Here is a 19514-nt window from a genome sequence, read left to right as displayed (position 1 = left end):
ATGCTTTCCAACCCTAACATCGACCTGGTTTCGCGCTTTCTTCGCCTGCCGCTGGAACAGCGCCAGCAGTTCTACCAACGTCTGCACAGCCGTGGCATGAGCTTCGCGCAATTGCCGATTGCCTCGATCCGCGAGGACGGCCACAGCCTGCCGTTGTCCTTCGCTCAGGAACGCCAGTGGTTTCTCTGGCAGCTCGACCCGCACAGCGCCGCCTACCATATTCCCGGCGCCCTACGCCTGCACGGGCAACTGGACCTGGCGGCGTTGCAGCGCAGTTTCGACACGCTGCTGATCCGTCACGACAGCTTGCGCACACAACTGGTCGAAGACGGTGAGCAACTGTGGCAACACGTGCTGCCCGAGGCGCGGGTCGAGATCCGCCAGGCACATGTCGACGAGTCGCAGCTGATGGCGCAGGTGCAAGCGCAGGTGGCCCGGCCGTTCGATCTGCACCAGGCGCCGCTGTTGCGCGTGAGCCTGCTGCAACTGGCCGATGATGAACATGTGCTGGTGATGGTGCAGCACCACATCGTGTCCGATGGCTGGTCGATGCAACTGATGGTTGAAGAACTCGTGCACCTGTATGCCGCTTACAGTCAGGGGCACACGCCGCAACTGCCCGAGCTGCCGATCCAGTACGCCGACTACGCCCTGTGGCAGCGTCGCTGGATGGAAGCCGGGGAAAAGGCGCGCCAGTTGGCCTATTGGCAGAACCTGCTGGCAGGCGAGCAGCCGGTGCTGGAGCTGCCACTGGACCGTCCACGCCCGGCGCAGCAAAGCCATCGCGGGGCCAGCTTGCAGGTGCATCTGCCGACCACGCTGGTCGCCGGCCTCAAGCGGCTGGCGCAGCAGGAGGGCGTGACGCCGTTCATGCTCTTGCTCGCTTCCTTCCAGACCCTGTTGTATCGCTACAGTGGGCAGTCGGATATCCGCGTCGGTGTGCCGGTGGCCAACCGTAACCGCCTTGAAACCGAGCGCTTGATCGGCTTCTTCGTCAACACCCAGGTGCTCAAGGCCGACCTCGACGGCCAGATGAGTTTTGCGCAACTGCTGCAGCAGACCAAGGCGCGCGCGCTGGAGGCCCAGGCCCATCAGGACCTGCCCTTCGAGCAACTGGTGGTGGCGTTGCAGCCCGAGCGCAGCCTGAGTCAGAACCCGCTGTTCCAGGTGATGTTCAACCACCAGACCGATGCCCAGGGCGGGCAGGACACCCGTCAGCTGCCGGGCCTGCGTGTGGCGCAGCTTGACTGGGACAGCCAGACCACCCATTTCGACCTGAGCCTGGACACCCACGAATCGGCCGACGGGCTATGGGCGGCGTTCACCTACGCCACCGATCTGTTCGACGGCACGACCATCGAGCGCCTGGCGCACCACTGGCAGGCCCTGCTGCAGGCAGTGGTGGATGACCCGCGCAGCGTGCTTGCCCGGTTACCGATGCTGGACGAGGCGCAGCGACGCGTGATGCTTGAAGACTGGAATGCGCCGGCCTGTGGCGTTGCCGCGCAGGCGGTGCACCGGTTGTTCGAAGCCCAGGCCGAGCGCCAGCCTGAACGCCAGGCCCTGGCCCTGGATGACGAGGCCCTCAGCTACGGCGAATTGAACCAGCAGGCCAACCGCCTGGCGCATTTGCTCATGGCCCGGGGCGTCGGCCCGCAGGGGCTGGTGGGCATCGCGGTGGAGCGTTCCTTTGCGATGGTGGTGAGCCTGCTGGCGGTGCTCAAGACCGGCGCGGCCTACGTGCCTTTGGACCCCGAGTATCCACGTGAACGCCTGCTGCACATGCTGGAGGACAGCGGTGTGAGCCTCGTGCTCACCCAGTCCGGCCTGCGTGAGCGCCTGCCGCTGCCCGAACGGGTAACCGCCGTGGATATCGACCTGATCCAGACGCAGTTGGCAGTGAATTGCGCTGACAACCCGGCAACCGATTTCGAGCCGCAACGCCTGGCCTATGTGATCTACACCTCCGGCTCCACCGGCAAACCCAAGGGCGTTGCCATCAGCCATGGGGCCTTGAGCGAATTCGCCGGCATCGCCGCCGATTACTCACGGTTGGTGCCGCAGGACCGCGTGTTGCAGTTCGCCACGCTGAACTTCGACGGTTTTGTCGAACAGCTTTACCCGGCGCTGACCCTCGGTGCCACCGTGGTCTTGCGTGGCCCGCAGTTGTGGGATGGCGCGCAGTTGTACCGGCAGATCATCGAGCAGGGCATCACCCTGGCCGACTTGCCCACGGCCTATTGGAAACTGTTTCTGCAGGATTGCCTGCAAGCGGGCACCCGCTCTTATGGTGCGTTGCGCCAGATCCATATCGGCGGTGAAGCCATGCCGCTCGATGGCCCGCAGCTGTGGCAACGGGCGGGGCTGGGCCATGTGCGCCTGCTCAATACCTACGGACCCACCGAGGCCACGGTGGTCTCGAGTGTGCTGGACTGCACCGACCCCGGCGTCATCAACGGTGTGACCGCCAGCCCGATTGGCCGCGCGTTGCCCGGGCGCGGGCTGTACGTGCTCGACCGCGACCTCAACCTGCTGCCTCCCGGCGCCGTGGGCGAACTCTACATTGCCGGCGCCCTGGGCCTGGCCAGTGCCTATCTGAAGCGGCCAGCCCTGACGGCCGAGCGCTTTGTCGCCAACCCGTTCAGCGACGCTGGCGCGCGCCTTTACCGCACCGGCGACCTGGCGCGCTACCGCGCCGACGGGATTGTCGAGTACGTCGGGCGGGTCGACCATCAGGTGAAGGTGCGCGGTTTTCGCATCGAACTGGGTGAGATCGAAACCCTGCTGCTGGCCCAACAGAGCGTGCGCGAAGCGTTGCTGCTGGCGGCTGACAATCAACTGCTGGCCTATCTGGTGCCCGCGCAACCGCTGGACGAAGCCGCGCGCGGCGAGGCCGGCGCGGTGCTGATGGCAACGTTGCGCGAACACCTGCCCGATTACATGGTGCCGGCGCACCTGATCTTCCTCGACCGCATGCCGCTCAACCCCAACGGCAAGCTGGACCGCCAGGCGTTGCCCAAACCCGACGCGAGCGCGTTGCAACCGGACTGGCTGGAGCCGGTCACGCCGCTGCAGCAGCAGGTGGCGGCGATCTGGGCCGCTATTCTCGGCGCCGAGCGTGTGGGCCTGAACCAGCACTTCTTCGAGCTGGGCGGGCATTCGCTGCTGGCGATGCAAGTGGTGTCGCGGATTCGCCACACGCTCAGCCTGGAAGTGCCGCTCAAGGCGCTGTTCGAGCACCCTCGGCTGGACGCGTTTGTCGCCGCCTTGCACACCCCGGACACTACGCTCTCTAAGGCGCCGCCGTTGCTGCCGGCAGGGCGCGAACAGCCCTTGCCGCTGTCCTACGCTCAGGAGCGCCAGTGGTTCCTGTGGCAATTGGAGCCGTCAAGCGCGGCGTACCATATCCCCAGCGCCTTGCGCCTGAAAGGGCAGTTGGACCCGGCGGCCTTGCAGCGCAGTTTCGACACCCTGCTGGCCCGCCACGAAAGCCTGCGCACGCGCTTGCGCCAGGACCCGGACCGCACGGTTCAAGTGATCGAGCCCCACCTGGCGCTGCCGATCACGCTGGCCGAGGTCGACGAAACCCGACTCCAGGCGCGCGTCGAAGCGCTGATCGCCGAGCCCTTCGACCTGCAGCAAGGCCCGTTGCTGCGTGTGGCGTTGCTGCGCCTGGCCGCCGATGAGCATGTGCTGGTGCTGGTGCAGCATCACATCGTCTCCGATGGCTGGTCGATGCAACTGATGGTCGAGGAACTGGTGCAGCTCTATGCCGCTTACAGCCAGGGCGAGGACGTGCAGTTGCCGGCGTTGCCGATCCAGTATGCGGACTATGCGCTGTGGCAGCGCAACTGGATGGAGGCGGGCGAGAAGGAGCGTCAGCTGGCCTACTGGCGTGAGATGCTCGGCGGCGAGCAGAGCGTGCTGGAGTTGCCGTTCGACCGCCCACGCCCGGCGGTGCAAAGCCATCAAGGCGCGCGGCTGGCGTTCGAGCTGGCGCCCGAACTGACCGAGGGCCTCAAGGCCCTGGCCCGGCAGCAGGGCGTGACCCTGTTCATGCTGCTGTTGGCGTCTTTCCAGACCTTGCTGCATCGCTACAGTGGCCAGGAAGAAATCCGCGTCGGCGTGCCGATTGCCAACCGCAACCGCAGCGAGACCGAGCGCCTGATCGGCTTCTTCGTCAACACCCAGGTGCTCAAGGCTGACCTTCACGGGCAGATGAGCGTCGAGCAACTGTTGCAGCAGACCCGCCAGCGTGCGCTGGAGGCGCAAGCCCATCAGGACCTGCCGTTCGAGCAACTGGTGGAAGCGCTGCAACCGGAACGCAGCCTGAGCCATAACCCGCTGTTCCAGGTGATGTTCAACCACCAGACCGACGTCGGCCAGGCCCAGGTCCAGCAGCAACTGCCGACGCTGTGGGTGGAAGGCCTGGCGTGGGAAAGCAAGACCGCGCATTTCGATCTGGACCTGGATATCCAGGAGTCCGCCGAGGGCATCTGGGCCACCCTCGGCTATGCCAGGGACCTGTTCGACGCCGGCACCGTGCACCGCATGGCCCGGCACTGGCAGAACGTGCTGCAGGGCATGGTCGCCAACCCGCAGCAAGCCCTCGGCCAGTTGAATCTGCTGGACGCTGCCGAACAGCAGCAGATCCTTGAACTGTGGGATCGCAGCGCCGCAGGCTTCTCGTCCCGGCGTCTGGTGCACCAACTGGTCGCCGACCGTGCGCAGGAAACACCGCATGCGGTGGCGGTGAAGTTCGCTGACGAACAGCTCACCTATGGTGAACTCGACCGCCGTGCCAACCGTCTGGCCCAGGCGCTGATCGCCCGTGGTGTCGGCCCGGAAGTGCGGGTGGCGATTGCCATGCCGCGCAGCGCCGAGATCATGGTGGCGTTCCTCGCGGTGATGAAGGCTGGCGGCGCGTATGTGCCGCTGGACATCGAATACCCGCGTGATCGTCTGCTGTACATGCTGCAGGACAGCCGTTCGCGGTTGCTGCTGACGCACTCGGCGGTGCAGCAGCGCTTGCCGATTCCCGAAGGGCTGCAAGCCCTGGCGGTGGACCAGTTGCACGTCTGGTCCGACGACAACCACACCGCACCGGATGTCGCGCTGCACGGCGACAACCTCGCCTACGTGATCTACACCTCCGGCTCCACCGGCATGCCCAAGGGCGTGGCGGTGGCGCACGGCCCGCTGGTGGCGCACATCATCGCCACCGGCGAGCGCTATGAAACCGGCCCGGCCGACTGCGAACTGCACTTCATGTCGTTTGCTTTCGATGGCTCCCACGAGGGCTGGATGCACCCGCTGATCAATGGCGCCAGCGTCCTGATCCGTGACGACAGCCTGTGGCTGCCTGAGTACACCTACCAGCAAATGCACCGCCATCACGTGACCATGGCGGTGTTCCCGCCGGTGTACCTGCAACAATTGGCCGAACACGCCGAACGCGACGGCAACCCGCCGGCCGTGCGGCTCTACTGCTTCGGCGGCGATGCCGTGGCGCAGGCCAGCTATGACCTGGCCTGGCGCGCACTCAAGCCCACCTACCTGTTCAATGGCTACGGCCCCACGGAAACCGTGGTCACCCCCTTGCTGTGGAAAGCGCGCCGGGGCGATCCGTGCGGCGCCGTCTACGCCCCCATCGGCACGCTGCTGGGCAATCGCAGCGGCTACGTGCTCGACGCGCAACTCAATCTGCAGCCCATCGGCGTGGCTGGTGAGTTGTACCTGGGCGGCGAGGGCGTGGCGCGCGGTTACCTGGAGCGCCCGGCACTCACCGCCGAACGCTTTGTGCCGGACCCGTTCGGCCAGCCCGGCAGCCGCGTCTATCGCAGCGGCGACCTGACCCGAGGTCGCCCGGACGGGGTGGTGGACTACCTGGGCCGGGTTGACCATCAGGTTAAAATCCGTGGTTTCCGTATCGAACTGGGCGAAATCGAAGCGCGCCTGCGTGAGCAGCCAAGTGTCGGCGAAACCGTGGTGGTGGCCCAGGAAGGCCCGACCGGCAAACAACTGGTGGCCTACGTGGTGCCGCTGGACACGGCCCTGCTCACGGACGCCGTCGCCCAATCGAGCGCGCGCGAAACCTTGCGCAGCGCCCTGAAAACCCGCTTGCCCGACTACATGGTGCCCACCCACCTGATGTTTCTCGAGCGCATGCCGCTGACCCCCAACGGCAAGCTCGACCGCAAGGGCCTGCCCGTGCCGGATGTGAGTCTGATGCAGCAGGTGTATGTGGCGCCGCAGAGTGAGCTGGAGCGCAAGATCGCCACCATTTGGTCACAGGTTTTGCGCCTGCCGCGAGTGGGGCTGCACGATAACTTCTTTGAGCTGGGCGGCGACTCGATCATCTCGATCCAGGTGGTCAGCCGTGCGCGCCAGGCCGGTGTGCGTTTCACTCCCAAAGACCTGTTCCAGCACCAGACCGTGCAGAGTCTGGCGGCCGTGGCCCGGGACGGCGATGGCGCGGTGCTTCTGGACCAGTCGGCTCTGACGGGCGAGTTGTTGATGCTGCCGGTGCAACAGAGCTTTTTTGCCGATGACATTCCCCAGCGGCATCACTGGAACCAGTCCGTGGTGCTGCAGCCGCACCAACCGTTGCAGGCGTCGCTGCTGGTGGCTGCGCTCCAGGCGTTGATCGTGCATCACGATGCCCTGCGTAGCGCCTTTGTTCAGCAGCCGGGTGGCTGGGCCGCAGCTTACCGTGGGCCGCAGGTGCATCAGGCTGAGCAGGTGCTGTGGCAAACCAACTTGAATTCGGTCGATGAACTCGATGCATTGGGTGAGGAGGCCCAGCGCAGCCTCAACCTGAGTGCCGGGCCTCTGCTGCGCGCAGTGCTGGCGCAGTTGGCCGATGGTTCGCAGCGGTTGTTGCTGGTGATCCACCACCTGGTGGTGGACGGCGTGTCCTGGCGCATTCTGCTGGAAGACCTGCAAAGCACTTATCAGCAACTGGCCCAGGGTATCACTGTGCAACTGCCGGCAAAGACCAGCGCCACCCGCGCCTGGGCCGAGCGCCTGCAGACCTATGCACGCAGCCCGGCGCTGGAACGCGAACTGGTCTGGTGGCAGGCGCAATTGCACGGCAGCCCGGCGGGCTTGCCGGGTGCCGACCCACAGGCCAGCCTGAGCAACAGGCTGGCGCTGAGCGTGAGCACACAGTTGGACCAGCGCTATACCCGTCGTTTGCTGCAGGACGCACCGAGTGCCTATCGCACGCAGATCAACGACCTGCTGCTGACTGCCCTGGCACTCGTCATTACGCGCTGGACTGGTGATGACTCGATGTTGATCAGGCTCGAAGGCCATGGCCGCGAAGACCTGTTCGAGGAGATCGACCTTACCCGTACTGTCGGTTGGTTCACCAGCCTTTACCCGTTGAAGCTGGTGCCTGCCGACACGCTGGCCGCCTCCCTCAAACAGATCAAGGAGCAACTGCGCGCGGTGCCCGACAAGGGCCTGGGGTTCGGCGCTCTGCGCTACCTGGGCAGTCCGCAGGCGCAGGGTGCATTGGCTGGCTTGCCGGCCCCGCGTATCACCTTCAATTACCTGGGGCAGTTCGATGCCAGCTTTGACAGCGCAGAGCAGCAAGGGCTGTTCGCGCCTTCGAACGATGCCAGCGGGGCAGAACAAAGCCCTGATGCGCCCTTGGGCAATTGGCTTGAAATCAACGGCCAGGTCTATGGCGGTGAGCTGAAGCTGAACTGGAGTTTCAGCCAGGCCATGTTCAATGAGACGTGCATCCAGCAATTGGCCGACGATTACGCCGAAGAACTCAAGGCCTTGATCGATCATTGCTGTGAGCCGGCCAACCGGGGCGTGACACCGTCGGACTTCCCGCTGGCGCGCTTGTCCCAACTGCAGTTGGATGAGCTGCCCCTTGATGTGTCGGCGGTCGAAGACCTGTACCCGTTGTCACCGATGCAGCAAGGCATGCTGTTCCAGTCCCTGTATGGCGAAGGCTCGGGTGACTACATCAATCAGATGCGCATTGACGTGCAGGGCCTGGACGTCGCGCGTTTCCAGCGGGCATGGCAGGCGGCAGTGGACCGGCATGAGATCCTGCGCAGTGGTTTTGTGTGGCAGGCCGAGCTTGAGCAACCCTTGCAGGTGGTTTACCGGCAGGCGTGCATGCCGTTTGTCGAGCTGGATTGGCAGGGCCGCGTGGCCTGCGGCGAGGCGCTCGACAGCTTGGCGCAAGCGGCGCGGGCTCAGGGGTTTGTGCTCGAGCAGGCACCGCTGTTGAGTCTGTCGGTAATTCGCACCGGCGCGTCCAGCTATCACTTGATCTACACCAACCACCACATCCTCATGGACGGTTGGAGTGGTTCACAGCTGTTCGGCGAAGTGCTGCAACACTACGCCGGTGAGCCGCTGCCGACGCAAACCGGACGTTACCGCGACTACATCGCCTGGCTGCAGGCGCAGGACAAGGTGGCCAGCGAAGCTTTCTGGAAAAACCAGTTGCTTGGTTTGCAGGAGCCCACTCGTCTGTCCCGTGAGGTAAAGGCCGAGGAGGGTACGGCCCCAGCGGTCAATGCAGAGCATCGCATGAGCCTGGATGCGACCCGTACCGAACGCCTGAAGGCCTATGCCCAACGCAACAAGGTCACCCTCAATACGCTGGTACAAGGCGCCTGGTTGTTGTTGCTGCAACACCACACCGGGCAGGCCACTGTGGCGTTCGGCGCCACGGTGGCGGGGCGCCCGGCAGAGTTGCGCGGGATTGAACAGCAGGTCGGTCTGTTCATCAACACACTGCCTGTGGTGGCGACGCCGGATGCCCGGATGTCGGTCATGCAGTGGCTGCAGCAGGTCCAGGCACAGAATGTGCGCCTGCGCGAGCAGGAACATACGCCGCTGTTCGAAATCCAGCGGTGGGCGGGCTTGGGCGGTGAGGCGTTGTTTGACAGCATCCTCGTGTTCGAGAACTACCCGGTGTCCGAGGCGCTGGAGCAGAGCGCGCCGTCGGGGCTGCAGTTTGGTGCGGTGCACAGCCTGGAGCAGACCCACTACCCGTTGACCGTCCTGCTGGCGATCGGTGACACCCTGGGCCTGGAGTTCAACTACGACCGGCAAGCCTTCAGCGCCGCACATATTCAACGCCTGGCCGAGCACTTCCAGCAGCTGTTGCTGGCGATGGCCAGCGACGCGTCGCAATGCCTCGGTGCATTGCCGTCGCTGGCCGACGGCGAGCGCCAGACCGTGCTGCATGACTGGAATGCCACGGCCGCCGAGTATCCGCTGGATCAAGCGGTGCACCGGCTGATTGAGGCCCAGGTGCGGCGTACGCCAGATGCTGCGGCGCTGGTGTTTGCCGGGCAGTCCTTGAGTTACCAGGTGTTGAACGCGCGGGCCAATCGCCTGGCGCATCGCCTGGTGGCGGCCGGTGTCGGTCCGGATGTGCTGGTGGGGCTGGCGATGGAGCGGTCGATTGAAATGGTGGTCGGCCTGCTGGCCGTGCTCAAGGCAGGGGGGGCCTATGTACCGCTGGACCCGGATTACCCTCAGGAGCGTCTGGCCTACATGCTGCAGGACAGCGGTGTGCAACTGCTGCTGACCCAGGCCCATCTGCTGGCGCAACTGCCTCTGGCAAAGGACGTACACACTCTGCTGCTGGAGCCGGGCGAAGCCTGGCTGGCGGACTATGGCTCGCACAACCCGGATATCGACGTACATTCCGAAAACCTGGCCTACGTCATCTACACCTCCGGTTCCACCGGCCAGCCCAAAGGCGCCGGCAACCGGCATATCGCGCTGACCAACCGGCTGTGCTGGATGCAGCAGGCGTACGCCTTGGGGGCACATGACAGTGTGCTGCAGAAAACGCCGTTCAGCTTTGACGTGTCGGTATGGGAGTTCTTCTGGCCGCTGATGAGCGGTGCGCGCCTGGTGATGGCTGCGCCGGGAGATCACCGTGATCCGGCCAGGCTGGTCAGCCTGATCACGGCAGAACAGATCACGACGCTGCACTTTGTGCCATCCATGCTGCAGGCGTTTTTGCAGGATACGGCGGTCAGTACCTGTCATAGTCTGCAACGCATTGTGTGCAGCGGTGAGGCATTGCCGGTGGATGCCCAGCAGCAGGTGTTCGCCAAACTGCCTGGCGCCGGGCTGTACAACCTGTATGGACCGACCGAAGCTGCCATCGACGTGACCCACTGGACCTGCGTCGATGAGGGCTGCGACGCGGTACCTATCGGCCGGCCGATCGCCAACCTGGGCTGCTACGTGCTGGACGGCAACCTGACGCCTGCGCCGGTGGGCGTATTGGGCGAACTTTACCTGGGCGGTATCGGCCTGGCGCGCGGTTATCATCGCCGCGCGGCACTCACCGCCGAACGTTTTGTCACCGACCCGTTTGGCAACGGCGCCCGCCTGTACCGCACCGGCGACCTGGCGCGTTATCGTGACGACGGCGTGATCGAGTACGCCGGGCGTATCGATCATCAGGTCAAACTGCGTGGGCTGCGCATTGAACTGGGTGAAATCGAAGCACGTCTGCTGGAGCTCGACAGCGTCCGCGAAGCCGCGGTGCTGGCAGTCGACGGCACGCACCTGGTGGGTTACCTGGTGCTCCAGGCTCCGGAGGATGGCTGGAAGGCATCGGTGGTGGCCCATCTGGCCGCGCAATTGCCCGACTACATGGTGCCGGCTCAGTGGATGGTGCTGCCCCATATGCCGTTGAGCCCCAATGGCAAGCTGGATCGCAAGGCGCTGCCCAAGCCTGCGGCGCGAGCCACTGATCAGTACCTGGAACCTCAAAGCGACATCGAGCGGCAAGTCGCGGCGATCTGGTGCGATGTGCTGGATCTGCAGCGCGTGGGATTAAGCGACAACTTCTTCGAACTCGGCGGCCATTCGCTGCGGGTGCTGATGCTCAAGGAGCGTATTCACAAGGTCAGTGGCGTCGGCTTGTCCGTCAGTCAATTGATGCTGAACCCGACAGTGCGTGGGCAGGTTGATTGTTTACTGGGAGAAAAACGCAGCTCGCTGATCGTCAGGCTCAACCAGCAGACCCAAGGCACACCGTTGTTCATGTTCCACCCAAGCTTCGGTTCGGTGCATTGCTATACCGCCATCGCCATGGCCCTGCGCGAGCAGCGTCCGGTATTCGGGGTGATGTGCCGCGCCTTGGCCGAGGAGGGCGGCGCAGTACCTCAGTGGCAGGTGATGATTGAGGATTACACGGAGCAATTGCTGATGGCGCAGCCGCAGGGCGCTTTCCGGCTGGGCGGCTGGTCACTGGGCGGCAACCTTGCGATGGAGGTGGCCTACGGTCTGGAGCAGGCGGGGCGTGAGGTGGAGTTTGTAGGCTGGATCGATGCCGCACCACCGCAGTGGCTCAAACCGTACTGGGATGCAGTGGTCGTTGAGGACGTGCTTGAAGTTTCGGTGAATGAGCGGCGTGCCGCATTGCTGGGTGTGATGTTCCCCGCGTTCGCCGAGCCGATTCGACGCGCCTGGGAACAATGCCAACGGGATACCGAGGACGAGGCAGGCCGCCTGCAGGCGTTTGTGACGTGGGCTGAACAAACCCTGGGGTCCGCCTTTACGTCAATCAAGGAAGAGTTGCTGCGCGGTAATGAGGCGCAGATAGCGTGGGAGGTTGACCGCGCGCTGAGTGAACGCATGGTGGATGCGGACTTTAAACCCATCAAGGCGCCGCTCAGTTGCTGGTGGGCGTCCATGAGCCGGGCAGGGCGCTGCAAGGCAGTGATTGAGCAGCATATGGCGGCGACTATCAGCCAGGGGCGTATCGAGCGTTCGGTAATGGTCGAGACCGATCATGACGGGATTATCGACAGCGCCGCGTTCATCAGCAGCCTGGTGGAGGCGATGGAGTAAAAGGTCAGCCCATAAAAAACCCGGATCATGTGTCCGGGTTTTTTCTGCCCTGCACACGGTCTTCAAACGAAAACGCCCGGTGAATACTCACCGGGCGTTGGGTCGATCAAGTCAGGTCAGAAATCCCAGCGTGTGCTGAACATCACATTGCGCGGCTCGCCGTAGGCCGCCGAGTTATAGAAGCCTACGTTGGTGTAATAGGACTTGTCGAAAATGTTGTTGAAGTTGACGGTTGCCGAGAGGTTTTTGGTGACCTGGTAGCGGGTCATCAGGTCCACCAGCCAGTAGGATTTCTGGGTGATGTCCTGGTTGGTTTCGAGCGGCGAGTTGTAGATTTCATACCAGCCCTTGCTCTGCCAGCGCAGGCCGCCACCGATGGTGAGTTTGTCCAGATCGCCCTTGAGCTTGTAGGTGGTGTTCAGGTTGACCTGGTGCTCGGGTTCGAACGTGGAGATCTTCTTGTCGTCGTCATCACGCACGATCTTGTGTGTGTAGCCACCCTGAACCTGCCAGCCCGGGCTAAGCTCACCGGAGATCTCCGCTTCGTAGCCCTTGGTGACTGCCTTGGAACTCCTGAACGCATAGTTGTTGGGCGTCGGTGTCTGGTTGTTGTAGGCGTCGTCCGAGATCGGACGGTTGGTCTCATGCACTTCGAAGTAGGCAATGCTGGTGTTCAAGCGACCGTCGAGGAATTCACCCTTGAGGCCCAACTCGTAGTTTTGCCCCTCATCCGGCTCCAGCAGCTTTTCGTCGCGGTCCTTGTAGGTACTTTCCTGGGGTTGGAAAATATCCGTGTAGCTGGCATACGCCGAGAAGTTGTCGTTGAGGTCGTAAATCACACCCGCGTAAGGGATGAAGCGGCCGGTTTCCTTGTAGGAAGGGTTGTTGCCGGTAACGTGGTAGTTGGCCACGCGCCCACCAAGGATCACGTTAAGGTCGTCCATCACGCTCAGGCGCGTGGTTACGTAGTAGCCCGTCTGGCGGATGGTGTCATCGATGTACTGCTGGACAGGACCGTAGATGGGCTTGGCGAGGTGGCCATTCCAGTTATAGAAATCGACTTTGTTGCCGCCTGGCCAGTCCGGCGACCAGTAACCCTTGCCTTGCCAGCGCGATGTGCCGATGGAGCCGCCCACCACCAGTTCGTGATCGCGGCCGAACAGGCTGAAAGGTCCGGTGGCGTAAAGGTCGGCCGAGGTGCTCTTGGTCTCGCCGGTGTACTTCTGCCCGTTGATCTCGGCGGTGCCGTCTGCGGCCGGCTGGACGAACTGAATCGAACCGAGATCGGCATGATAGCTGTTGATCTTGTGGTCGAGCTGGAACTTGGTCACCCAGCCGTCACCCAGGTCATGTTCGAGCATGGCGAAGGCTGTACGGGTGTTCTGCTCCCAGGAACTCCAGGTGGTGCCGTTGTTGTACGAGCGCGGCATCTTGTTGATGCTGCCGTTGGAGTTGACCAACGGGAAGGAGCCGGACCAACTGGAGCCTTTCGGGATATTGTCCTGGTAGTCGAAGCCCACGGTCAGCAGAGTGTCGGGGGACAGGTCGAATTCGGTAATGCCATAGTAGGTTTCAGTCTTGCGCGAGTAGTGGTCCATAAAGGACTTTTTGTCCTGATACGCCGCGACCGCACGACCACGGACATTACCGCTGTCGGTCAGGGGGCCGCTGACATCCACTTCACTGCGGTAGTTGTCCCAGGAGCCTGCGCCCAGTTGCACATGGCCCTTGAAGTCCGACGTCGGTTTCTTGCGGATCAGGTTGATGGTTGCGCCCAGGGAGCCGGCACCGTTGAGCAGGCCAGTAGCACCCTTGAGCACTTCGATGCGGTCGTAGATCGCCATGTCGCTGAGGGTGTTGCCCGCCGAGTAGCCGACGTTGCGCACGGTGGACGGGATACCGTCGTACTGGAAGCTGTTGACCGAGAAACCACGGGAATAGTAGTTGGTACGGTCGGAGTCATAGGCCGATACCGTGATACCGGGGGTGTGGCGCATCACGTCATCGACATTGTTCAGGCCGAAATCTTCGATGTGCTGGCGGGTGACCACTGTGATTGACTGTGGCGTCTGCCGTGGGGTCAGGGTCAGGCGTGTCGCGGTGGCGATACTGCCTGGTGTATAGGAGCCGGAACCTTCGGTGATATTGCCCAACTGGTTGGCGGTGACCTGCGTCGGACTCAGTTCCAGCCCGACCCCAGCGCCGGCGGCGACCACCGTCAGCGTGTTGCCGCTGAGATTGCTGGTGGTCTGCGTGCCCGCCAGCAAGGACTCGATGGCGCGCTGCGGCTCCATCTTGCCCTTGACCGCACGGCTCTTCTTGCCCTGCACATCCCCCGGGCTATACAACACCTGCACATTGGTCTGCCGGCCGAATTCCTGCAACGCGCTCCCCAGCGGCTGTGCAGGAATATTCAACTCGACCTCCTGGGCCTGTACATAGCCTGCAATAGGCAACGATACCGCAAGCAGAAGGGCACTCGGAAGAAGGTTGATGTTCAGGGCCCGGCGCATGGATAGCGCTTTGCTCAGGGGGCTGAGACCGAGACGTGCTGGCATGGATGCTTTCTCTTCTATGTTTTTAAGTGGGCAATTCTAAGTGTTTATTGAGGTCAATTCTCATTACCACTAGTGAGACGTTCCTACCTGGGGAAACCGGAAAATAAAATTCACGCCGGTTCCATTTCGTGCACCACCTGGCCAGCGCGCAGGCGCACCAGCTGGTCGGCGATGTCGAAATAGCGGTCGTCGTGGCTGATCACGATGATGGTTTTGCCCAGGCGTTTGAGGTCCGGCAGCAGCTCGGTGTAGAAGATGCGGCGAAAGGCCGGGTCCTGGTCGGCGGCCCATTCGTCGAACACCAGCACCGGACGCTCTTCGAGCCAGGCGTTCACCAGCGCCAGGCGTTTGCGTTGGCCGGTGGAGAGGTCGGTGGTGCTGAATACGCCGTCCTTGACGCTCACCTTGTGCGCGATTTCCAGGCGCTCCAGGTACTTGCTGGCGCTGTCCAGCGACTGGGTGGCGCTGCCCTGCACCAGGTCGTCGAACAGGTAGTAGTCGGAGAACACCGTGGTGAACAACTGTCGATAATCGTCGCGTTCGGTGGCGGTCACCGCTTCGCCATTGAGGCGGATTTCGCCGGCCTGGGGCGGGTACAGGCCCAACAGCAGCTTGATCAGGGTGGTCTTGCCGCTGCCGTTTTCGCCGACGATGAATACGATGTCGCCTTGCTTGATGCTCAGGTCGATCGGGCCTAAGTGGAACGGCTCGCTGCCTTCGACCGCCGGCGGGCTGTAGCTCACGCCCTTGAGTTCGAGGCTGTGGACCAGCGATTTCGGTGCTTCGCTGTCGTCCATCAGCAGGTGCGGCTCCGGCGACGAGAAACGTTCCGACAGCTCGCTGATACGGCCGAACGCAATCTTCGCCTTGCCCACCACCGGCAGGTAGCCCAGCAAATGCTCCAGCGGGCCTTTCATGTACAGCAGCACCAGCACGAAACCGGTGATCACGGTTGGATCCGGGTTGGGCCGGTACGCCTGCATCGCCAGGGCCAGGCCGATGACCACGAAGAACAGCATCGAACCGAAGGTCTTGGCGAGAATGTAGATATTCACCGACCGCACCTGGATATCGCTGATCAGGTCGGCAGTTTCCTGGATGCGGTGGGTGTTCATGCGGTAGCGCCGTGGACGGTGCATGCGCAGTTCCTTGGCGCCCGAGGCGATAGCGTTGTAGTAACGCTGCAACTCATCCTCATGCCCGCGAGCCAGGTCAAAGCCCTGGATGCCCTTGCCGCCGGCAATGAATTGCACGGTGCTGCCGATGATAATCGCCACCACCATCATCAGGAACATCGGCACCGACAGGTACGCCAGGTAGCCCAGGCAGCCGAGGGTGACCGTGGCGGCGATGGCCAGCGGGGTGAACGCGAAGGAGAAATCGCTGATGGTGTCGACGTCGTGGGTCAGCACCGGGATCAGGCGGTGCGAGCGGTAGCGCTCGATCTGGCCGATGGGCGCTGACAGGACTTTCTCGCCCAGGTCCTTGCGCAGCGCCGCGATGATGCGTTGGCCCACATAGTTGGTGCCGATGTCGGAAATGATCGAGCTGACCAGTGCCACCACGCACAGCGCGGCAAAGGTCATGACCACGCCCTGGGTCATGCCGTCGGGCGAATGCAGGGCATTGTTGATGGTGGCCAGCAGCAGGGTGATGGCGAGGCCGCCGACCATGCCCAGCGCAACGGACACCGTCACGATGGTGCGAAAGGGCCTGATCAGTGCGAGCAAGCCGTTAAAGGCGCCGCGTTTGGCATCGGTCATAAATACTTCCCGGAAAGTCAAAAAGAGGGGGCTGGGCACACAGACCCTTACCCATGACAAACGAAGCGCCGGGGCGACTATTTAGCCCGGTGTGCCGGGGGGTAGGGCGCAGCGGATAAATTGCCCGCACGCTGGTTCGTTCTTGTTCTGTAGGCGCACGCGTAGCGACGCCGTGCGCGGTTCCTTCAGCGAGAGCGAAAACATGACAAAGAAAAACCTGGTGTATGTGTGGTCCCTGCGCAATGCCGCCGCCGACAAGGCCGGGCAGCCGGTGGCCTACAAGGACCACGAGCGCTACATGACGTCGGTGCTGGAATTTCTGGTGGGGGCGCTCAACGACACACCGCTGGGCCAGGCCTATGACCTGGTGGGCGTGGTGTATGACGATGACGAACACAACCCGCGGGATCAGGCGCTGGTTGCCGATTACGGCTTTGCCTGCGAGCCGGGCCGCCAGTGGTTGTACCCGGCGGACCTGCGGGTGCAGGGCAAGCGGGTCAACGACCTGCTGCTGAGTGTGCCGTCCACCTACCGCCGTTTACCCCGGGGCAGCGCCGAACACATTGCCGGCAAGCAGGACTTCGAGCGTCGCCTGCATGACACGCTGGTGGAATTGAAAGCCGATATCGTGGTGCTCGATGGTCTGCTGGTGATCCTCGATGAACTGGTGCGTACGGGCGCGCCGTTTGCGCGGCGGATCATGAATATTCATCCGGGCATCACCCGTATTGAATCGCCGTATGAGCGTCGGGGGGCCTATGCGACCTGGAATGCGCTGTATGGTGCGCGCGGCGAGGCGGTGGTGGACTGGACCACCCGGGAAACCAGGCCGTGTGAACCGCTTTATCTCACCGGGGCGTCGTTTCATTACGTGGACAACGGGATCGACTCGGGGGAGGTGTTGCATGACGTGCTCAAGACGCAGATTTCGCCTGAGGACACTATCCTTGAGCTGCGGTGGAACAACTTTAATAACAGTTTGTTTCCGGCGTTGCAGGAGGGGTTGGAGTTGCTTGCCCGAGCTTAAAATCGACCGATTTTTTTGCCGAACGCTATAAAAATGTGGGAGGGGCTTGCTCCCGATGGCTGAGTGTCAGTCAGCTTATTGGTAGCTGACACAACGCCATCGGGAGCAAGCCCCTCCCACATTTGGATCTCCATGGATCAGATAGAACACAGTCTGCTTTTGATGGAAATAACGGAGAGGTACACCAAACCCTAAAAGTCCAACGTCACCCCACTCATCAGCGTCCGCCCATCCCCCGGCGAATGCAGCGATGCCCTGGCCCCATCCGGGTCATACCACGCATATTCGTAGTAACGGTTAGTGAGGTTCTTCAACTGCAGATCAACACTGACCGACTCCGTCACCCGGTAAACGGCACCAAGGTTCATCAACACATAACCGCCGTACGTGCCCTGGGTGTTCTCCCGCTCCAGATAGTAGTGAGTCTGCCCATTCATCCACGCGCTGAGTTGCAGGGCCGGTGTGGCCTGGTAACGAATGCCGGCGTTGTACAAATGATGGGGGATGTGGTCGATCTCGCGGCCTTTGCTGCCCGGTAGGGTCGCGCTGGGCTGGAGGATTTTCGAGTACTGCCAGGCGTAGGCCAGCCAGATCTCGGTGCGCGCGTTCGGGTGCAGGTTGAGCTGCGCGTCGTAGCCCCAGCGGCGGGTCTGGCCGACATTGTCCGACTCGCCGCTGGGGTCGTTGAGCCGGCGGCTGACTTCGCCGCTGGCCTCCTGTTGCCAGTAGGCAATGCGCCCATCGACCCAGTCGGCAGGGGTGAACGTGATGCCGGTTTCCCAGCCCTCGTTGATCGAGGGCGCAAGGTCGGTGTCACGCGGCGGGATCTTGTAGGCGGCTGCCCCGGTGCCCACCTGGAAGGTGCGGCCCCAATTGGCGTAGACGCTGGCCACGTTCCAGGGCGAATACACCACGCTGAGCTTGGGTTGCTTGATCAGCCCGTAGTCGTTGATGGCGTAGTCCGTGCCGGTCATTGCATTGGTGAAGTCACCCTGGATCCGGTCGACGCGGTACGCGGGGATGATCTTCAGCGATTCGAACGGTTGAATCTCGGCCTGCACGTACGCACCGACGGTGTTGAAGTCGAACTGCTGATCCCGGGTCTGCGCCTGGCGCGCGCGGTCCAGGGTGCGGTAGCGCTCGCTGGTGTTCTGCTGACGCTGGATATCCGTGCCGCCTTCCAGGGCGAAGTGGTACAGCCCGCTGACGACGGGGCGCCAGGTCAGGGAAGTGAGAGCGCCGTACTGGGTTTCGTACGCGTCACGTTCCTGCTGGGCGCTGGTGCGCCAGTACTGGGTCCAGCGTCGATCATCGAAGGTATTGAGGTAGGTTTTCGCCGACCACGAAAGCGTCTCGGCCAGTTCGGTATCAAGGTGCAGGCTGAGCTGATTCATGCGTCGCGTGCCTTTGTCGCTGGCGTTGTAGACATTGCTCATGCGGGGATGCTGGTGCGCATCGTCGGCACTCAGATAACCGGGTTCCTCGGCCTCGGTTTCGTAATGGCGGGCGATCAGGCCGATGCGGTAGCGATTGTCGTCCGGGGTATAGAACCACTTGCCGGACAGCGAGACTTTGTCCGCCTCGGCGTGATCGCGATAGCCGTCTGCTTTCTGGTAGGCGAAAAAGTAATTCTGCGTCCAGTTGCTGCTCTCGATGCCTTTGGCGAACTGGGTTTCACGGGTGTCATCGCTGCCGTAACGGATGCGCGCACGGGTGTAGTCGCCGCCGGTGCGGGTGAGCATGTTCACGTTACCGGCGATGTTGTTCAGGCCATAACGGGCATCGCTGGTGCCGCGCACCACTTCGATGCTGTCCAGTTCCAGCGGGAAAATCATGTCCATGAAGGGCATGTTGCCGTCGTTGCTGTTACTGGGAATGCCGTCGATCAGCAGCTTGACCGCGTTCACTTCACCTTCACCGTTGAAACCGCGAAACGAAATCTTGCCGGAGGTGGTGCCCTGGTTGAACTCGGTAAGCATCACCCCCGGCGCTCGGCTGAACAGCTCCCAGCTGTAGTTGACCGGCATTTTCTCCACGACATCGGCGCCGAGGATGTCCACCGAACCGGGCACGCCGCGCGTGCCGAGCGGGCCACTGTCACCGCTGGTGCCCTGGATCGCGACAGCGCCAAGGGTGAGGGCAGCGCTTTCGTCCGCCGAGGCCAATGAAGAAAAGGCAAGCAGGCTCACCGAGAGCATCGGCCAGAGTGAGCAGGGCACAGCCACACGCTTTGCGCGCGGCAGAGTAAATGGAGCAGGCATAAGGCACGCTTCCTGAAACCTGAAAAACGTCAAGGACGTTCAGCCACGC

The 19514-nt window shown here is 62.8% G+C and carries 5 protein-coding genes; 2 read left to right on the top strand and 3 right to left on the bottom strand.

What is annotated here, in order from left to right:
• On the top strand, positions 1-11856 hold the full coding sequence (locus RHM60_RS04465) for a non-ribosomal peptide synthetase (protein WP_322213750.1): 11856 nt from the start codon (positions 1-3) through the stop codon (positions 11854-11856).
• 116 nt (positions 11857-11972) lie between these two features.
• On the opposite strand, the gene RHM60_RS04460 is transcribed toward RHM60_RS04465, so the two are convergent.
• Positions 11973-14414 carry a TonB-dependent siderophore receptor gene (locus RHM60_RS04460; RefSeq protein ID WP_322213749.1) on the bottom strand — a complete coding sequence of 814 codons (2442 nt, stop codon included), beginning with the start codon at positions 14412-14414 and terminating at the stop codon, positions 11973-11975.
• A gap of 110 nt (positions 14415-14524) precedes the next feature.
• Complete coding sequence (locus RHM60_RS04455) at positions 14525-16177, bottom strand: cyclic peptide export ABC transporter (protein ID WP_209982412.1); 1653 nt, start codon at positions 16175-16177, stop codon at positions 14525-14527.
• Between the two features lie 202 nt (positions 16178-16379).
• Between RHM60_RS04455 and RHM60_RS04450 the strand changes: the two genes are divergently transcribed.
• Complete coding sequence (locus RHM60_RS04450; protein ID WP_322213748.1) at positions 16380-17204, top strand: formyltransferase family protein; 825 nt, start codon at positions 16380-16382, stop codon at positions 17202-17204.
• 191 nt (positions 17205-17395) lie between these two features.
• Here the strand turns inward: RHM60_RS04450 and RHM60_RS04445 are convergent, their stop codons facing one another.
• On the bottom strand, positions 17396-19402 hold the full coding sequence (locus RHM60_RS04445; protein ID WP_322214575.1) for a TonB-dependent receptor: 2007 nt from the start codon (positions 19400-19402) through the stop codon (positions 17396-17398).
• Between the last annotated feature and the right edge of the window lie 112 nt (positions 19403-19514).

Origin of the sequence: Pseudomonas sp. MH9.3, assembly GCF_034354675.1 — a bacterium.
GTDB lineage: Bacteria > Pseudomonadota > Gammaproteobacteria > Pseudomonadales > Pseudomonadaceae > Aquipseudomonas.
This window is presented reverse-complemented; position numbering and strand designations above follow the sequence as displayed.